General features: G+C 49.9%; 17 protein-coding genes. 8 read left to right on the top strand and 9 right to left on the bottom strand.

Annotation, left to right across the window (positions count from 1 at the left end; translation table 11 throughout):
• Positions 1-5 precede the first annotated feature (5 nt).
• The 4 genes from M0415_RS15660 (at position 6) to M0415_RS15645 (ending at position 6,145) form a co-directional block, all read left to right on the top strand.
• The gene (locus M0415_RS15660; protein ID WP_249556637.1) at positions 6-932 is read left to right on the top strand and encodes a diguanylate cyclase; all 927 of its coding nucleotides are present in this window, start codon (positions 6-8) and stop codon (positions 930-932) included.
• Positions 933-990: 58 nt separating this feature from the next.
• On the top strand, positions 991-1,494 hold the full coding sequence (greB, locus tag M0415_RS15655; RefSeq protein ID WP_011624531.1) for a transcription elongation factor GreB: 504 nt from the start codon (positions 991-993) through the stop codon (positions 1,492-1,494).
• Between the two features lie 129 nt (positions 1,495-1,623).
• Positions 1,624-3,963 carry a Tex family protein gene (locus M0415_RS15650; RefSeq protein ID WP_249556489.1) on the top strand — a complete coding sequence of 780 codons (2,340 nt, stop codon included), beginning with the start codon at positions 1,624-1,626 and terminating at the stop codon, positions 3,961-3,963.
• Positions 3,964-4,180: 217 nt separating this feature from the next.
• The gene (locus tag M0415_RS15645; RefSeq protein ID WP_249556488.1) at positions 4,181-6,145 is read left to right on the top strand and encodes an LTA synthase family protein; all 1,965 of its coding nucleotides are present in this window, start codon (positions 4,181-4,183) and stop codon (positions 6,143-6,145) included.
• A 66-nt stretch (positions 6,146-6,211) separates the two neighbouring features.
• Here M0415_RS15645 and M0415_RS15640 read toward each other — a convergent pair whose 3' ends face one another.
• Entirely contained in the window at positions 6,212-6,766 is a 555-nt protein-coding gene (locus tag M0415_RS15640) for a hypothetical protein (RefSeq protein ID WP_249556487.1), read from the bottom strand.
• A gap of 61 nt (positions 6,767-6,827) precedes the next feature.
• Positions 6,828-7,622, bottom strand: coding sequence for a pimeloyl-ACP methyl ester esterase BioH (bioH, locus tag M0415_RS15635; RefSeq protein WP_249556486.1), 795 nt, complete (start codon positions 7,620-7,622; stop codon positions 6,828-6,830).
• Between the two features lie 25 nt (positions 7,623-7,647).
• Between bioH and M0415_RS15630 the strand changes: the two genes are divergently transcribed.
• The gene (locus tag M0415_RS15630) at positions 7,648-8,454 is read left to right on the top strand and encodes a ComFC family protein (RefSeq protein WP_011624526.1); all 807 of its coding nucleotides are present in this window, start codon (positions 7,648-7,650) and stop codon (positions 8,452-8,454) included.
• Positions 8,455-8,621: 167 nt separating this feature from the next.
• Positions 8,622-9,200, top strand: coding sequence for a Fe-S biogenesis protein NfuA (gene nfuA / locus M0415_RS15625; RefSeq protein ID WP_011624525.1), 579 nt, complete (start codon positions 8,622-8,624; stop codon positions 9,198-9,200).
• Between the two features lie 64 nt (positions 9,201-9,264).
• On the opposite strand, the gene M0415_RS15620 is transcribed toward nfuA, so the two are convergent.
• The gene (locus M0415_RS15620) at positions 9,265-11,202 is read right to left on the bottom strand and encodes an alpha/beta hydrolase family protein (protein ID WP_249556485.1); all 1,938 of its coding nucleotides are present in this window, start codon (positions 11,200-11,202) and stop codon (positions 9,265-9,267) included.
• Between the two features lie 77 nt (positions 11,203-11,279).
• Positions 11,280-12,647: an MATE family efflux transporter gene (locus M0415_RS15615; protein ID WP_249556484.1), complete on the bottom strand. Its 1,368-nt coding sequence runs from the start codon at positions 12,645-12,647 to the stop codon at positions 11,280-11,282.
• Positions 12,648-12,669: 22 nt separating this feature from the next.
• On the opposite strand from M0415_RS15615, the gene M0415_RS15610 reads away from it, so the two are divergent.
• A complete protein-coding gene (locus tag M0415_RS15610) occupies positions 12,670-13,716 on the top strand; it encodes a polysaccharide deacetylase family protein (protein WP_249556483.1) in 1,047 nt (348 codons plus the stop codon).
• Positions 13,717-13,730: 14 nt separating this feature from the next.
• Here M0415_RS15610 and M0415_RS15605 read toward each other — a convergent pair whose 3' ends face one another.
• The 5 genes from M0415_RS15605 to M0415_RS15585 all read right to left on the bottom strand — a co-directional run bounded on the left by M0415_RS15605 (position 13,731) and on the right by M0415_RS15585 (position 17,917).
• Positions 13,731-14,360 (bottom strand): SCO family protein, encoded by a 630-nt coding sequence (locus M0415_RS15605; RefSeq protein ID WP_249556635.1) that lies wholly within the window; start codon positions 14,358-14,360, stop codon positions 13,731-13,733.
• Positions 14,361-14,414: 54 nt separating this feature from the next.
• Positions 14,415-15,317, bottom strand: coding sequence for a heme o synthase (cyoE, locus tag M0415_RS15600; protein ID WP_249556482.1), 903 nt, complete (start codon positions 15,315-15,317; stop codon positions 14,415-14,417).
• A gap of 17 nt (positions 15,318-15,334) precedes the next feature.
• Positions 15,335-16,393, bottom strand: a complete 1,059-nt coding sequence (locus M0415_RS15595) for a COX15/CtaA family protein (protein WP_249556481.1) — start codon at positions 16,391-16,393, stop codon at positions 15,335-15,337.
• Positions 16,393-16,938, bottom strand: a complete 546-nt coding sequence (locus M0415_RS15590; RefSeq protein ID WP_023266448.1) for a redox-active disulfide-containing membrane protein — start codon at positions 16,936-16,938, stop codon at positions 16,393-16,395. Before M0415_RS15590 ends, M0415_RS15595 begins: the two co-directional genes overlap by 1 nt.
• 67 nt (positions 16,939-17,005) lie before the next feature.
• Positions 17,006-17,917, bottom strand: coding sequence for an SURF1 family protein (locus M0415_RS15585; protein WP_249556480.1), 912 nt, complete (start codon positions 17,915-17,917; stop codon positions 17,006-17,008).
• On the opposite strand from M0415_RS15585, the gene M0415_RS15580 reads away from it, so the two are divergent.
• Positions 17,862-18,092, top strand: coding sequence for a DUF2909 family protein (locus M0415_RS15580; protein WP_041412864.1), 231 nt, complete (start codon positions 17,862-17,864; stop codon positions 18,090-18,092). The genes M0415_RS15585 and M0415_RS15580 overlap by 56 nt on opposite strands.
• The last annotated feature ends 16 nt before the right edge of the window (positions 18,093-18,108 follow it).

Here is an 18,108-nt window from a genome sequence, read left to right as displayed (position 1 = left end):
AACTCATGGCGACCCAGCAGGCCGCAAAGGGCAAGATTTTGATCGTGGATGATCAGCCTTTGAATATCAAAATCTTGCACCAACTCTTCCATGAAGAATATGAAATGTTCATGGCGACGAGCGGTGAGCAGGCTTTGCAGGTATGCCAAAAGATGCAGCCCGATCTGGTGTTGTTAGACATCGAAATGCCGGGCATGTCGGGTTACGAGGTCTGCCAACAACTGAAGGCCGATCCCGCCACAGCTAATATCGGGGTGATCTTTATTACCGCCCATTTTGATGAGATTGAAGAGGTGAAGGGTTTCCAACTCGGCGCAGTGGATTTTATTCACAAACCGATTAACCCCATCATCACCAGCGCGCGGGTCAAGAACCAATATCAGCTGAAGCGCCAATCCGATGTATTGCACTCCATCGCCTTACTCGACAGTTTGACTGGGGTCGCTAACCGCCGTCAGTTTGAGCAGCGCTTACCCGAAATCTGGCGTTTTTGCTGTCGGAATCAAGCCTACTTATCCGTTATCATGCTGGATGTGGACTTTTTTAAGCGTTATAACGACCGCTATGGTCATCAAGAAGGTGACCAATGTTTACGACTGGTTGCCGATGCCGCTAAGGGCATGTTAAAACGCCCCAACGATCTTATCGCGCGCTATGGTGGCGAGGAGTTTATCTGTATCCTGCCTGAGGCTAAGTTGTCTGGCGCTATGCGCCTCGCGCAGGCGATGGTGGATGCGGTGCAAGCCTTACACATAGAGAACTTGGGGTCAGATTTTGGCGAAGTCACTGTGAGTGCTGGTATTGCGACGATTCAACCCTTAGCCGATTTAAGTTGGGAGTCGCTCGTCGAAGTGGCGGATCAACAACTCTATCTGGCGAAGCATCATGGCCGTAATCAAGTGGTTGGTGTCGATATCGAACCGGCGCAATAGTCTAGTTTGTGTGTCGAGTAAGGCTACTCGGCATGGTTAAACCCGTGGATAGTGAGTTATGAAAGCGCATTTGATCACCCGCCAAGGCTGGATGACCTTAGATAAAGAATTAAAATACCTGTGGAAGGAATATCGTCCGCAGATCACGCTCAAAGTGCAAGAGGCCGCCGCCCAGGGCGACCGAAGTGAAAACGCGGATTACACTTACAATAAAAGGCTTTTACGCCAAATCGATAGCCGTGTCAGATACTTAGTCAAACGCCTCGAAGAACTTAAAATCGTCGATTATTCTCCCCAGCAAGAAGGCAAAATTTACTTTGGCGCTTGGTTCGAGCTTGAAAACGAAGCGGGCGAGCGCGTGCGTTATCGTATTGTCGGCAAGGATGAGCTCGACACTAAACTGGGCTATATCACCATAGACTCTCCCATGGCGCGGGCACTGATCGGCAAACAGGTCGATGATGAAGTGGTCGTGCAAACCCCCTCGGGTCCAAAGGAATGGTATATCAACGACATCCGCTATACCCCATTCGAAACGCCGCTCGAGGGCGAGCCAGAATAACCTTTAGTAGATCAAACTCTCGTCGATTTTCATGCTGAAATCGAGAGCATCATATGAAATAACGACTGCGCCTGTGGTATCTTGGGCGCAATTAGGATCAATCAAACCGTTAGGCACGATACTTTATTTATGCAGACTATTGCCCAAATTATTGCTCAGGAACTGAATGTTCAGGAGCATCAAGTCACTGCCACCATAGATTTGCTCGACAATGGTGCTACCGTTCCCTTCGTTGCCCGTTACCGTAAAGAAGCGACTGGGGGCTTAGATGACACCCAGTTACGTACGCTGCACACTCGTTTAGGTTATTTGCGCGAGCTGAATGACAGACGTCAGGTTATTTTATCCAGTATTCAAACGCAGGGTAAGTTAACGCCTGAATTGCAAAGGGAAATTGAAGGTGCGGACAGCAAGACCCGCCTCGAAGATCTGTACCTTCCCTTCAAGCCTAAACGCCGTACTAAGGGCCAAATTGCGATTGAAGCGGGATTCGAGCCGCTTGTTGAAGCTTTACTGGCGGACCGTAATGCCGATATCGAGGCATTAGCTGCGGGTTATCTCAATCTCGAAGCGGGCTTTGACGATACCAAAGCCGTACTGGAAGGTGCTCGTTATATTCTGATGGAGCGTTACGCCGAAGATGCGGAATTACTGCGTAAAGTTCGCGAACACTTAAGCCAAAACAGTGTGTTAGAGAGCCGCGTTATCGCCGGTAAAGAGAAGGAAGGCGCGAAGTTTCGCGACTATTTTGAGCACAACGAACCTCTGGCGAAAGTGCCGTCACACCGCGCCTTGGCGATGTTGCGTGGCCGCAATGAGGGCTTCTTATCTCTATCCATGAATGCCGATCCTGCTGCCGAAGCGGGTCAGGGCAGTTACTGTGAAGTGATCATTAGCGAGCACTTAGGCCTAAAACTCGGCGATAGCAGTGTTGATCAATGGCTTAAGACCGTTGTGACCGCCACATGGCGGATTAAAATTGCCCTGCAGATGGAAACCGAGTTTATCTCGCAAATGCGTGAGCGCGCCGAAGCAGAAGCCATTAAAGTATTTGCCCGCAACTTAGGCGACTTACTTATGGCCGCACCAGCGGGCGCTAAGGCGACTATGGGTCTAGACCCGGGGCTACGCACGGGCGTTAAAGTAGCCGTGGTGGATAACACGGGTAAGCTGGTCGCACACACGACTATCTTCCCCCATGCGCCGCAGAATTTGTGGGATAAGTCGATTCGTACCTTAGCCAACTTAGCGCAAATGCATAAGGTGGAATTAATCGCGATTGGTAACGGCACTGCATCACGCGAAACTGACAAGTTAGCGGGTGAGTTGATTGCCAGCCTTAAGGATAGCCAACCGCAACTGACCAAGGTGATGGTGAGTGAAGCGGGTGCTTCCGTGTATTCCGCCTCGGAACTCGCCGCGCTGGAATTCCCTGAGCTTGACGTGTCTATTCGTGGTGCGGTTTCGATTGCTCGCCGTCTACAGGATCCCTTAGCGGAACTGGTGAAGATTGAGCCTAAATCTATCGGTGTGGGTCAATACCAGCACGATGTAAGCCAAAGCCAGCTGTCTAGCTCGCTCGAAGCCGTGGTCGAAGACTGCGTAAACGGTGTGGGTGTGGATTTAAACATGGCGTCAGTGCCTTTGCTGTCGCAGGTGGCAGGGTTAAACAAAACCTTAGCGAAAAACCTAGTCGACTACCGCGATGCCAACGGCGCCTTCAAAAACCGTAAAGAACTGCTGAAAGTGCCACGCTTAGGCCCTAAAGCCTTTGAACAAGCAGCGGGCTTTTTACGGATCCGTGATGGCGACAATCCATTGGATATGTCGGCGGTTCACCCCGAAGCCTATGTGCTGGTCGAAACCATTGCTAAGACTAAGCAAGTGGAGTTGGCGAGCCTTATCGGTAATTCTGAGCTGCTACGCAATATCAAACCGCAGGAGTTTACGACCCCTGAGTTTGGTTTACCGACAGTCACCGACATCCTCAGCGAGCTGGATAAACCGGGTCGTGACCCCCGTGGTGAGTTTAAAACCGCCAAGTTTAAGGATGGGGTTGAGGAGCTTAAGGATCTGAAACCTGAGATGATCCTCGAAGGCGTTGTCACCAACGTGACTAACTTTGGCGCCTTTGTGGATATCGGTGTGCATCAAGATGGTTTAGTGCATATCTCGTCATTAACCGACAAATTTATTACCGATCCCCATACTGTGGTCAAAGCGGGTGATGTAGTGAAAGTGAAGGTGATGGAGGTCGATGTCGAGCGTCGTCGTATCGGTTTGAGTATGCGTCTGGATGAGGCTATCGATCAGAGCAAGGCTCAAACTCGCGGCCCATCCCAAGGTAAGCCACAGGCTCATAAGGGCAATGCCCAGCATAAGTCTTCGCGCCCTGCGCCAAAAGCGGCACCTGTCAATGCGGCCATGGGCAATGCCTTTGCCGACGCTTTCGCAAAGCTGAAAAAGTAATCTGACTCAGGTCGACTCGGATACACACCTGTGTTCGAGTCGACATTTTTTACTTGTTAGCCACAAAATTGTTGCATATATGCTGTCCTAGGTAATATAAAGTCGGCATTTAATGCAACGTTAAGCAAAATCGGTTGTCATACCACAACTTTTTCACCGATTTTTTTCAAATTGACACTCCAAAGCTGAGTGGAAGTTTAATGTTTTGGGGTTATACATGCAGTCAGGTTCATCCGCTCGTGGACGCCAGTCCGCCCATGGGCCATTTCGCGTCATTCTTGTTTTCAGTCTGTTAGTTCTCGCTATTGCTACGGCAAGCCGTATCGGCTTAGGTCTGTGGCAGGGCGAACGTGTGGCCGCCGTTGACGGTTGGTCGCATCTGCTACTACAAGGTATTCGTGTCGATATCGCAACCCTGTGTTGGTTATGGGGCGTCGCCGCCTTAGGTACGGCGTTGTTTTCGGGTGAACACCTGCTTGGCCGCATTTGGCAATGGGTGCTGCGCCTATGGCTAACCTTAGGCCTGTGGGCCATTGTGTTCCTTGAGGTTTCAACGCCAGCCTTTATTGAGGAATACGGCATTCGCCCGAACCGCTTGTATGTGGAGTATTTGATTTACCCTAAAGAAGTGCTGTCGATGCTGTGGGCGGGACGCAAGCTGGAGCTGATTTTCTCTGTGCTGCTTACCCTAGCGACGCTGTGGGGCGGTTGGATACTCAGCGGTAAGTTAACTAAAAATCTGCGTTTCCCCCGTTGGTATTGGCGTCCTGTGTTAGCTGTCATGGTTATCGTCGTGACCCTATTGGGCGCGCGCTCAACCTTAGGCCATCGTCCAATCAACCCAGCTATGGTGGCATTTGCCGACGATCCATTAGTGAACTCCCTCGTGATTAACTCTGCTTATTCGTTAGTGTTTGCAATCAAGCAAATGGGCAGCGAAGAAGACGCCTCTAAGGTATATGGCTCATTAGATAGAGATGAGATCATCAAGACCATCAGACAAGAGAGTGGTCGCCCTGAGAGTGCCTTTACCTCGAGTGACATCCCTTCATTGAGCTTTAACCAGGCCAGTTACAGCGGTAAACCGAAAAACCTAGTCATCCTGTTACAGGAAAGCTTAGGCGCCCGTTTTGTGGGGAGCTTAGGCGGTATGCCCTTAACGCCGAATATCGATGCGCTCTCACAGGAAGGCTGGTATTTCGATAATCTTTACGCCACTGGGACACGTTCAGTGCGCGGAATCGAAGCGGTCACCACAGGTTTTACGCCAACACCGGCCCGCGCCGTGGTAAAACTCGGTAAGAGCCAGACGGGCTTTTTCACTCTCGCCGAATTGCTGAAAAACCACGGTTACACCACCCAATTTATCTACGGTGGTGAGAGCCATTTCGACAACATGCGCAGTTTCTTCCTCGGTAATGGATTTAGCGACATTATCGACCAGAAGGATTATAAGTCTCCGGCCTTTGTTGGCTCTTGGGGCGCATCCGACGAAGATTTAATGCGTAAGGCGAATAGTGAGTTCGAGCGTCTTCACAGTGAAGGTAAACCATTCTTTAGCTTGGTGTTTAGCTCGAGTAACCACGACCCATTCGAATTCCCCGATGGCCGTATTGAGCTGTATGAACAACCTAAGCAAACCCGCAATAACGCGGCGAAATATGCCGATTATGCGATTGGTGAGTTCTTCAAACTGGCGAAAAATGCCGACTACTGGAAGGACACTATTTTTATCGTGGTGGCCGACCACGATAGTCGCGTTGGTGGTGCCGATTTGGTGCCAGTATCGCGCTTCCGTATTCCGGGGTTAATCATTGGGGATAATGTTGCGCCAAAACGCGATCACCGTATTGTGAGTCAAATCGACTTGCCGCCAACCCTGTTATCTTTGATTGGTATTTCAGACTCTTACCCTATGTTAGGTCGTGACTTAACTCAGGTCAGCGAGGATTGGCCGGGTCGTGCGCTAATGCAATACGATAAAAACTTTGCCCTGATGGAAGGTAAAGATGTGGTTATCCTGCAGCCAGAGAAAGCAGCGCAGGGCTTCCAGTACGATGAAAAGACCGAGCACTTAACGCCTTATGCCCCAGCGGCGCAGGCGCTGGAGAAAAAGGCCTTAGGTTGGGCACTGTGGGGCAGCCTAGCCTACCAGCAAGAGCTGTATCGCTCGGGTAAATAACCGAATGAAAAATGCCGCTGATTAGCGGCATTTTTATTTTGAAACTTATCCTTAAACCAGCAGATTTTAAATCCAAGCCGACATAGCTGGTTCGGCTTCGGGCTGAGTTTGCTGCGCATAATATTGCCCAATACGCTGTCCAACTTGTTGATAAAACTGAGGGGATTCCCCTTGCATCGGCTGACGCGCGGCCGCAGTCGTGGTTTTCGCCGTAGTATTGGCGGGGCGAGGAGTATTTTGGCCGACCTTTAACCGAATATCCTTACGCTGCAGCGCCGCTGGGCCGCGCACTGGCACTTTAAGGGTTTTAGGGAGCGCACGATCGGCAGCAACTAGGGGCGCTTGTTTCTCTTGCTGTTGCTGGCTCTGCTGCTGTGAAGACTGCTGCTGTTTCTGCTTGTCTTGAACTTGTTGCTGATTTTGCTCGAGCAAACGTGCCTGTTGCTGAGTTTGATCGGCAGTACGCTCATTTTGCGGATTAAAGGCACGTTCTTCATGGCCCTTAGTGGCGGCCTGTGGCGGAATAACGACGGGCTTGAGCTGATTGTCGACCCGAGCCGAGTCCGTCGCGACATTAGTCGTCGCTATCGGAACTTGGGGGTAGTTACTGACAAGCAGCATGAAAAATTCCTTGTAGCCTTAATGGTTAAATACTAGCCACTTATTGCACAAAGATAAAGCACTAGTCCTTGAATTGCGCCAGCCAAGGTGTGATTGCCTGCAAGAATTCTTCCCTGTGGGACACAAACGGTGCGTGGGATGCCTTGGCAAGCATGACATCAGTGATGTGACTGGCGGTGGGCATTTGAGGTTGAACGCGTTTGGGCACGAGTCCATCGAGTCGACCCCAGATCCGCAGCCAAGGTTGCTGTATCGCCGAGAGATGTGGCCTAAGATCGATTTGATTCAACATATCCAAACCTTGAGTTAAGGCGGCAGCATCGGGTAACGGACGCGCTAGAACTAAATCCCGCAGCTGCTTAATATCGTCTTTAGCCGTTTCGCTGCCCATGGCCTGAATCGCTAAAAAGCGCTCAATCGTCTTTGGTAAATTTTGCCCAAGCTGCTCGCCAAACATGCTGAGGACCTGCGGTGGAATACCGGGCCATGCTTCTTCCTCCCTTGCCATAAAACAGGGCGAGGAGGCGATAGTCATTAATCCTCTGACATGGGATGGATAGCTTATGGCAGCTTGGGTGGCTACTAATCCACCCAGTGACCAGCCGGCCCAAATCGCATTGGCGGGTAAGGCATGAATTAGCGCATCCACCCAAGTCGATAAATCACCCGCGATTGGCTGACTTAAGCCAAAGCCCGGCAGATCGACATAGTGGACTCTATACTCAGAAAGCTGCTCATGGAGCGGCGTGAAGACGGCGCTATTAACACCCCAACCATGGAGCATGACCAGATCCGGCCCTTGGCCTCGGGTGTCGATATGCAGTTGCGGATGATGGGCTGGCGTCGCAGAGTTCACTAAAATACCTCTAATAGGAAGTTGTATGTCGGGCGATAGCAAATGGACTTGGTCGCAACAGGGGGCGAAGCTGTTACGCATAGTTTCGCATTTGGGGCAGCGTTACTTGGCGGGCAGTTTACCTAACCGCTGCTTACTGTGCCACCAATCCCTCAATGCAAAGGAAGCCGGATTTTGCCAGATATGCCTGCAAACGGGCTTATATCACAGCCCAATTTGTTTAGGTTGTGGAAAATCCATGCCGCTTGAACTCGAATATTGCGGTGAGTGCCTAAGGCATCAACCGCGAAAAGTCATCGCACCTTGCAGTTATCATCAAGGCTTTGGCCCTTGGATAGCGGCCATTAAATATCAGGGGCAACTCGCCGCTTTACCCATATTGTGCCAAGCCTTAGTGGCGCGCATTGGTCAGCTCGAACAACAAGACTTAATCACTCTACCGCAGGCCATAGTGCCAGTCCCTTTACATCCGAATCGGCTGCGCCAACGTGGATTTAATCAAGCATGGTTAATTGCCCATGAATTATCGAAGCAGCTCTCGTTGCCACTGGTCAGTGACGGATTAATTCGGCGGCAGGATACCCGCCCACAAGCCGGACTCAATGGCGCACAGCGCCGGCGAAATCTACAGGATGCTTTTGAGTTAAATGCCGATTTTGCCTATCAACGGATTGCGCTGGTGGACGATGTGGTCACCACGGGGACCACAGTGGCAGAAATTGCCCGCTTGTTCGAGGCGCGATATATACAAGTGCAAATATGGTGTCTCGCCAGAGCCGAAGCACCGGGGTTGTTGGATGATATTGCGGGTGAAAACGACATTCCGCGTTAGCTATCCGTTAGTGATCTACAGGTTAAGTTGTTGCATTGAAAGCGTGATGGATTTTGCAAAATTCCAGAACTTGCTACCCTAGGGACTACAAAGCGCGTGTGAGTAGGAGTATCATACGCCTAATTCTTACTAAAACACTCAGGTATCCCCTGACGGAGCTGGTTTCCATGATTACTATTTCCGATGCGGCTCAGGCCCATTTTGTAAAGTTGTTAGCCGATCAACCTGAAGGCACTCATATTCGCGTATTTGTGATCAGTCCAGGTACCGCACAAGCCGAGTGTGGCGTGTCTTACTGCCCGCCTGACGCCGTTGAAAGCGATGATATTGAATTAGAATTCAATGGCTTTAGCGCTATGGTTGACGAGAAGAGTGCGCCTTTCTTAGAAGAAGCCTCAATCGACTTCGTGACCGATCAATTAGGTTCGCAATTAACCCTTAAAGCCCCTAACGCAAAAATGCGTAAAGTGGCTTCAGATGCGCCTTTAGCCGAGCGTGTTGAGTATGTGATCCAATCTGAAATCAACCCACAACTGGCAAGCCATGGTGGTAACATCATGCTGGTTGAAATCACCCAAGAAGGCGTAGCAGTACTGCAGTTTGGTGGTGGTTGTAACGGTTGTTCACAGGTCGATATCACTTTAAAAGATGGTATCGAGAAGCAACTATTAGATATGTTCCCAGGTGAACTCTCTGGTGTGAGCGATGTGACCGATCACCAACACGGCGCGCATTCTTACGCTTAAGCTGGTGTCGAACTGAATAAAAAAACGCGACCTGTGAGTCGCGTTTTTTTATGGCGTTTTGTGGCTACAGTTGGGTTTTCAGATTGTCGGCTAAAAACTTATCGAGCGCCTTGAACGTAGTTAGCCTATGGTCATTGTTACTTAAGTAATGGTCGCCATTTTCGAGTTCAATATATTCGACGTTTTTCTTACGTGATTTCAGTTCGTCGAACATTTCGCGGCTATGTTGCACCTTAACCACTCGGTCCTTATCGCCATGCAGTAGTAATACCGGGATAGTGATCTTATCGGCTTTACTAACGGGTGAGCGTTCATAGAGGGCGCTAAAATCATCGCCAATTTGTTCTTTAACGACTTCATAATTGGTAAAACGACGACTGGATTTTACTAGGTAAGCCACATCTGTTACACCAGCCACACTGACCGCGCAGCGGTACAGATCAGGTGTCATCGCCGCGCCCATTAAGGCGGCATAACCACCATAACTCGCGCCGACGATACAGATACGTTGTGGATCGCTAATACCTTGATTGATTAAGTAACGTGTACCATCTTCCACATCGTTTTGCATTTCGAGTCCCCAGCTTTTGAGGCCAGCCTTCATAAACTCATAGCCGTAGCCCGCCGAGCCCCTAAAGTTCATTCGAAATACCGCGTAACCACGGTTGGCGAAAAACTGCGACCAATAATCGAAGTCGTTACTGTCGTAACTAATCGGTCCGCCGTGGGGGAAGATAATGGTGGGGAGTTGCTTGGCTTCGAGGCCCTTTGGCACTGTCAGGTAAGCATCGATTTTGAGTTTATCCCGCGCTTCGTAGCTCAGATATTGAGTGTCGGCGAGTTGCTCGCTGCTTAGCTGGCTATATCTATCGGCAATCGGAAACAGCGCCTTTTCATCCCTATCGCCGAAGTAATAGGTGCCAGGTTGAGTCGAACTGGTGGAGTAGACGATATAGCGGCGTTCATCCGCGCTAAATTGGGTGATGTAGTTATGGGCATTGGGCAATACCGCTTTCAACCCATTTTGCAGACCCGCATATTCAGGATCCCAGAAGGTATATTCTTCGCCGTCGCCTTCACTGATCCCAATGACTTTTTTCTTGAGTTCTGAATAGATGAGATTGCCTTCAACATCGGTATCTTCGTTGGCGTACACCAGCTCCTTGGTGAGCTTAGGATCGGTTAAATTCACCTTGAAGATAGCTTCAAAGCCTTGGTGGTAGGCGCGTACGAATAAGATGTTGGGGTCGGCATCGAAGCCCAGTGGCCAGACGCTTTCGTCGGAGAAGGCTTTAAAGGTCCAGAGTAAGCGTGGCTCTGCCTTTTGTTCGGGTTGCTCGTAGATCCTATATTCAGTGTCATCGTTATAGATGGAGATACGAACCTTGTGCTGCCTGTCGGTAATCCAGCCGATGATTTTACGTTTAGAGTTTTGAATAAATGCGGATTTTCCCTGAGAGAGATTGACTCTCAGCACGCTGTCTTCACCCACTTCTTCGCCCATACCATCGAGGGAGAGCAAGATATTATCGGGATCATCCGGCATCATATCAATAATCTGTCCCTGATGTTGGGGGATCCAACTGAGTCGGTCGATGACGCTACGGGCGAGTACGCTCGTGGTTTTTCGTGTAGTTAAATCGTACTTCACCAAGCGAGTTTCTGTGGTCGGTGTACCGTAGCGGTTTGCCGGAAACTTAGCGCTGATCAGCAAAGTAGTGTCATTTGCCCACTGTAATGACAGTAGGACAAACTTCTGGTTATCGGTGTGAATCGCGTAGTCTTTGTTGCCCGTTTCTAAATCGAGAATACTGACCACAGTGCCCTTAAGTTTGGGCTGATCGACCCGAACGATAGAGGCAATTTTTTTGCCATCGGGCGACAGTTGGACTGAGCTGACATCGGGAATACTGGCAAAAGCCTCGACCGGAAGCTGTGGTACCGTTTGAGCAAGCAGTGGCAGACTTAGCCACAGGAGTAACAAAGGTAAAATCCTTTTCATAGCGCATCACAATTTTATTACAATAATGCTGCGTATCTTAATGGGATAACCTTAAGTAAGCTACTGTCTTTACAGAACTAATTAAGAATAAATGCCTTGCTAAAGCGGTAATGTGTCGCTAGGGTGAGGCTGCGCGCTAGCATAAAGGCCGTCATGGCCGCCCACAGTGCATGGTTAGCTTGTTCGGAAGGCAACAGCGATTGCAGCAAATACCATGTCGGGAAGAAGGCGCCAAATGTGGCGATAATCATGCTATTGCGCATGACTTTGCCCTTAGCGGCGCCAATATAAACCCCATCAAACAGATAGGAACTAAAAGACCAAAGCGGCAGTAATATCAGCCAAGGCAGATAAATTTGCGCTGTGGTTCTCACCTCATCAATATTGGTTAGCAGCCCGATGATATGGTCTCCAAAAAGATAAAATATCAGGCTAAAACCTAGGGCTGTGATGGCTGACCAACACCAGGCGAGGAGTACTGCTTCACGCAGTGGCTGTGTGCGTTGTTGCCCGTAGGCCTTGCCCACTTCCGCCTCGGCATAATAGGCTATGCCATCGAGGGCGTAGGCGATTAATAATAGTAAATTCAATAAGACCGCATTGGCTGCGACCGTATTATCCCCAAGGCCTGCACCGTGAAAAGTCATAAAGGCGAAGGCAGCTTGCAGGCATAGGCTGCGGATAAAAATATCGGTATTGAGCCTAAGCAGCTGGCCGTAACCCGACAAGTTCAGGTGAACTCTAATGTCGGCAAATTGGAATCGAGGTATTAACTTAAGCTGTTGTAATACCATGTATAACGCAACACTAAAGGCGGTGATATCCGCACATACTGAGGCAAGTGCAGCTCCTTTGACTCCCCAGCCTAAACCTAAGACGAACAACACATCGAGGATAATATTGGCTAAGTTGGCGAAGATGAGCTGCCACATGGCCGCCTTGGGCTGTTGTCTGCCAAGGAGCCAGCCTAGCATCACTAAATTGAGCAGGGCGAATGGCGTCGACCAGACTCGGACTTGAAAATATTCTCGGCAATAATGCTCCACTTCCACACTCGCCTCAGAGAGGCCGAGCGCTAAATTCAGTATCGGGATCTGTAATAGGATCACCGCGATACCCAGCCCAGTCGCCAGTATGGCGCCTTGGACCAGCAACTTTAATTGGCGCGCTGTATCGTTTGCGCCATAGGCCTGTGCGACCAATCCAGTGGTCGCCATCCGTAAAAAGCCTAATAACCAAATGATTAATGTGATAATCGTTGACCCGAGTGCGACGCCCCCTAAATAATAGGCGTCACTTAAATGCCCGATGACGGCCGTATCGACCAATCCCAACAGCGGAACTGTGATATTGGAGAGGATCATCGGCAGGGCAAGCGCGAGCAGCTGGCGATTCTTGGTGCCATTCAACAGGAGCGCGAGTGCGGTGGATTTTGCGGTAGTCATTGATTTCAGAGGTATTCACATTATGGTTAAACGTGCGTTATTGGCACTCTTAGGGCTGATGACTTTCTCGGCCCATGCTGTGGTCATTTTACAGTATCACCATGTGTCAGAAACCACGCCGGCGGCGACGAGCGTCACGCCTGCACAATTTCGTGAGCAAATGCAGTTTCTGGCGGACGATGGTTTTAAGGTTATTCCCTTATCCCAAGTGGTTGAGGCGATCAAAAACAAGCAAGATTTACCCGCAAAAACGGTGGCGATCACCTTCGACGATGGTTATCGCAGCATTGCGACCACAGCGCATCCTATCCTAAAGGAATTTGGTTTTCCCTACACCCTATTTGTGGCAATTGAGCCGATTAAACAAAAGTTTACCGAGATGATGACCTGGGAAGAGCTGATTAAGCTCTCCAAGGAAGGGGCCGGCATTGCGAACCACAGCTGGGCCCATGAGCATCTGATCCGCAAACTTGACAATGAACCCCAAAGCCAATGGCTGGCACGAATTAAAGCCAATATTCAGGACACCGAAAACGCGATTCGTGAGGCGACGGGGCAGAACTTTAAAATGCTGGCCTATCCCTATGGCGAATACAATCAGGCGATTCAGGATATGTTGACCGAAAATGGCTTCGTTGCCTTTGGCCAGCAGTCTGGTGCGGCGGGGCCGTACTCGCCACTCACGGCGCTGCCGCGCTTCCCTGTGGCGGGACAATATGCGGATCTAAAGAGCCTAAAAGCCAAGTTATACAGCCTCAATATGCCAGTGCTTGAGCAAACGCCTAGCGATCCTGAACTGAAGGGCGGGCATTGGCGCCCAGAGCTTAAGGTTAAGCTCGATATGAGCGATATTTCGGCCAAGCAAGTCATGTGCTATATCCAAGGGCAGGGCGCTAAAACACCAACTTGGAGCAGTGATAATGAATTTAGCATTCAAGCCGATTTAGCCCTGCCAGCGGGTCGCTCGCGCTACAATTGCACGGCACCAAGCAAGACGCGCAACGGCTATTACTGGTTTTCGCAGGCATGGGTGAGACCCAAAGACGACGGCACTTGGGTTAAAGAGTAACACGTCAGCGACGGCTATTTAGGTTTGTAGCTTTTGACGATTTTATCGAAGTCGCTGATCAAGGCTTGGTTGACCACTTGAGGGGCTTTACCTAAGGCTGCCGTGGGTTTAAACACCGCGACCCGCGTGCCTTGGGGAGAAACCAGTACATAACCAGCACTATGATCGACTTGATAATTATCCCCTTCGCCGACCATGGCATAGGTGAGCCCTAGGCTGCGGGTGAGGGGGAATATTTGGGTTTGCTCACCCGTCACCGCCTTAAACTCAGGATTAAAGAAATTCACGTAGGTGAGGAGTTTCTCTGGGGTGTCCCGCTTCGGATCTACGGATAAAAACACGATTTGAATGGGGGCAATTTTTTTCAGCTCAGGATAGGCGGCGGCGAGCTTGTTTAAAGTGGTCGGACAGACATCGGGGCAATAGGTAAAGCCGATAAAGAAAAGGCTCCATTGATCCTTCAAATTGGCATTAGTAAAGGGTTTCTGCTGTTGATCGACAAGCTCAAAGGGCGCTAGCTCGAACGCCTCGGGAAACAAAAAACCACTCTCTAACTCAACGGGCTTAGGTGGATTGAACTTCACTGCAAATAGTCCACCCAATCCTATTAACAGAATCGCTATCACTAAGATCTTGTTGGAGATTCTTGCTTGCATATTTTGTCCTTTGACCATGCTCGCCCTATCGCTCGCTGCACATTAAGCCCAAAGATAGTGGTCGAGCAGTAATGACATGAATAACAACATTAAATGATAAATCGAAAAACGAAACACCTGCATCGCCAGCCCTTCGCAATCCTGATACTTTAACTGCCACGCTTTATAAATAAATCCCGTGCTGAGCAAACTTGAGCATACAAAGTAGAGCGGTCCACTCATCCCGACTAACACAGGCAATAGACAAGCTATCGCCAGCAAAATCGTATAGAGCAAGATACAGGTCTTAGTAAATTCTACCCCATGGGTCACGGGCAGCATGGGAATATCCACTTTGGCATATTCTGCGCGTCTGTGAATTGCCAGTGCCCAAAAATGCGGCGGCGTCCACAGGAATATGATGATGACGAGCAATAGCGCATGACCATGGAATTGATTCGTCACCGCCGTCCAGCCCAAGAGCGGTGGCATTGCGCCCGCTAAACCGCCAATGACTATATTTTGAGGTGTGGCCCGTTTTAAATAGGCGGTATAAATCAAGGCGTAACCAATCAAGCTGGCAAAGGTCAGCCAAGCGGTGAGCGGATTAGTAAAAATATAGAGGATCACAAAACCTAGGCTGCCTAAGAGTGCCGCGAACAACAACGCCCTCGTCGCTGAGACTCGGCCCTTGGGCAGTGGACGGTTATAAGTGCGTGCCATCATGCAGTCGATTCGCCTATCAATCAGATGGTTTAAAGCGGCGGCCGATCCCGCCATCATGGCGATGCCGAGCAAACCTGCCACTAAGGGTTTGACTGGCAGTATGGTAGGCATGGCTAAACACATGCCGACTAAGACGGTGAGCAGCATTAAAGCCACAACCTTAGGTTTGGTCATCTCGAAATAGGCACGCCAAGCCAAATGGACACTGGGGTGACTGCTGATAGAGAGTGGTTTTGCCATGATAAATCCCCCGATGATTAAGGTGCCCTGCGCCAAAGGAAATAGTTAATCGCGACTAAGGTGAGTAGTAACAGCGCCGCGCCGCCATTGTGGGAAACGGCAATCCCCAGTGGTAAATGCATCACCACGTTTGAAATCCCTAAACTGACCTGAAGTATCACGAAGGCGACCAGCAATAGGCTAAGGGCCTTGAGCTGGGTGCTGAAAAATAACCGATAGGCGAGCAGCAACAATAGACTGGCGGTAATAATGGCGCCAACGCGATGGGCGATATGAATGGTCATGCGGGCATGGTAATCCAATACGCCAAATTCAAAGCTTGGGTGTTGCCCTTGGAAAGGGGAAAACGCATCGGCAATGGCGAGATTATCCATCCAATTACCTTCACAAATCGGCAAAGCCGTGCAAGCGAGTGCGGCATAGTTGGAGGAGGTCCAGGCGCCAAGCATGATCTGACCTATCAGCACCAGCAGACTCAACAGCGCCAGTTTCGGCAAATGTTTACTCTGGCCGAGAAATTTAAGGCTAGTGCCTATCCGCGAACCATGGGCGCCATTAAATCCTGCGCCCGCACCACGCTGACTGTGAATATCAGCGGTTTCGAAAATTCGCCTCGGTCGTGTTCGCAGATACAGCAAAAGCAGGAGCGAGAGCAGGCTAAAGCCGCCAATTAAATGGGACATCACGACAATCGGCATTAGTTTCATCGTCACAGTCCACATCCCCAACGCCGCCTGAAAGATGATGAGTAACACTATGGCAAAGGGCAGTTTCTTGGGGGCTTGGGATGTTTTTAAGCAAAGGATCAAAATCAGTAACACTAGTATGCCCAAGGCGCCCGCGATATACCTGTGGATCATTTCGAGCCAAGCTTTCTCGGGATGGATATCGTGGTCTGGAAACAGAGTTTGGGCATGGGAGATCTCATGGTCGTGTGTGGGCACTTTGATATGGCCGTAGCAACCGGGCCAATCTGGGCAGCCAAGTCCTGCGTCCGACAGCCGAGTGTAAGCCCCCATTAAAATCACTAACAGGGTAAAGACTATGGTGACGCGTAGGAGCCAAGTCAGTTGCATTAGTCTACCCTCGATAGTTTCAATAACTTACGCAGATCCGCGACCAAGGCCTTACCCTGAGCTAAATGTGCCGCCTTGCCTTGCACTTGGGGGTAACGCAGCACGAGTGCGCCGAGTGGATCGACAATAATCAACTGCTGTTGGTCAAGCCATTGAATAAGACTTTGGCTGGCGGGCTGAGTGTTGAAGTTAAAGCTGCTTAATGCGCTTAAGTCACTGTCTGGATTCACAAGAATAAGCGGTTCGACACGAGCCTGATCTGGCCCTAAGGCGGTATGGCTCTGACGCAGAATATACAAGCGTTCGCGGCAAGCTTCATCGCACTTTGCGGGCAATAAATACAACAGTTGCCATTCCTTAGGCTGAGGATTGTTAAGGCCAAGACTGGTATAACTGGTTTCTGGGCTGATGAGCTCACCGTGGTTGGTGGAGCCGCCTTGATACCAATGCATGCTCAGCACTAACTTAGCGATGACCACAGGCGCGATAAAGGCCAGTAGCAATAACCCCAATGCGCGGTATTTGGCTGTTTGTTGGGAGTCCATATTTGCTCCTCTTATTGTCCCTAATGCTTTGTTTTATTGTTTTTTATTAAAATCTTGCTGGTATCTGTTACTCGGTTTTAGTTGCTTCCTTATCGGCTCGATGCCGTTGTCGTGATTTTTTGAGGTATTTCATTGCTTGCCAGCCCATCAGCCCCGCAAACACAGTTGCCATAGCAAACCATTGCAATGCATAACCCCAATGTTTTTGGGCCGAAAGCGGGAACGGCTGCCAAGGGTGGGGTAAGGCCTGCGCGGGTTGTAATTGGGGCAAGGCATCGGGTTGTAACACCGCGGGCAGGATGGGATGTCCTAACATTTGTGCCATCTCGGGCAGATTGAGATTTTGAAACCGAATCCGTTCACCTTGCTCCGTGGTGAAGGGTTCTGCTAATAAATGATGGCTCAAGGGATTAATCTGTTTTTGATAGAGGCGGCCTGTAAGAGCCAGTTCACCGACTATGGGGCTGACTTCGGGCAAGGCATCTCGGTGGGATTTAGCGGCAATAAAGCCGAGTTCGAGTAACAGCCAAGATTGCTCGCGATGATTTGTCTGATTTTCTGACGTTATTTGCAATAATTGAAAGGCGAGATAGCCCACTTGCCCTTGATAGACCTGATTGTCGAGTAACCAGATTTGTGGATTAACGGGGCTGGCTTGAACCTCAAGGCGATAGCCAGTAACGCCACCTTTAGCTAATTCAGCTATGAGCTGTTCAGGATTGAGTGCGGCAGCGGATTGTCTGGCCTCCATTTGTGCGAGTAGTTCGGTTTTTTCCGCGGCCCTATCCATTTGCCACAAACCCAGCTTGACCAAAACCACGAATACCACCACAGTCAATATCAGCAGTAACAACATTGCCCTATGCAGCCAAATATATCTTGGCAACCTCATTAATTTGGTCAGCAAAACATAAGGATAGCGTATGAACATCCCGTTCATTTTTAAGTGTGTTTTAGTACTGCTGTTACTGTTTATCATTTTTAACCTAGGCAGAGCCTTAATCATTATGGTTAAAGGTGACGATCAAACCGCTGATCACCCTGTGCCTATGAGTCGCTATTTGGGCCGGAGGGTGATGTTTTCTGTACTAGTGATCCTGCTCTTGCTGGTGGCTTTAGGGACTGGACTGCTTGGTCTCAATCCCACGCCTTAAGCTTTCAACTTATTGT

Origin of the sequence: Shewanella sp. 10B, from assembly GCF_023475885.1 — a bacterium.
GTDB classification, from domain to species: Bacteria; Pseudomonadota; Gammaproteobacteria; order Enterobacterales; family Shewanellaceae; genus Shewanella; species Shewanella mangrovisoli.
This window is presented reverse-complemented; position numbering and strand designations above follow the sequence as displayed.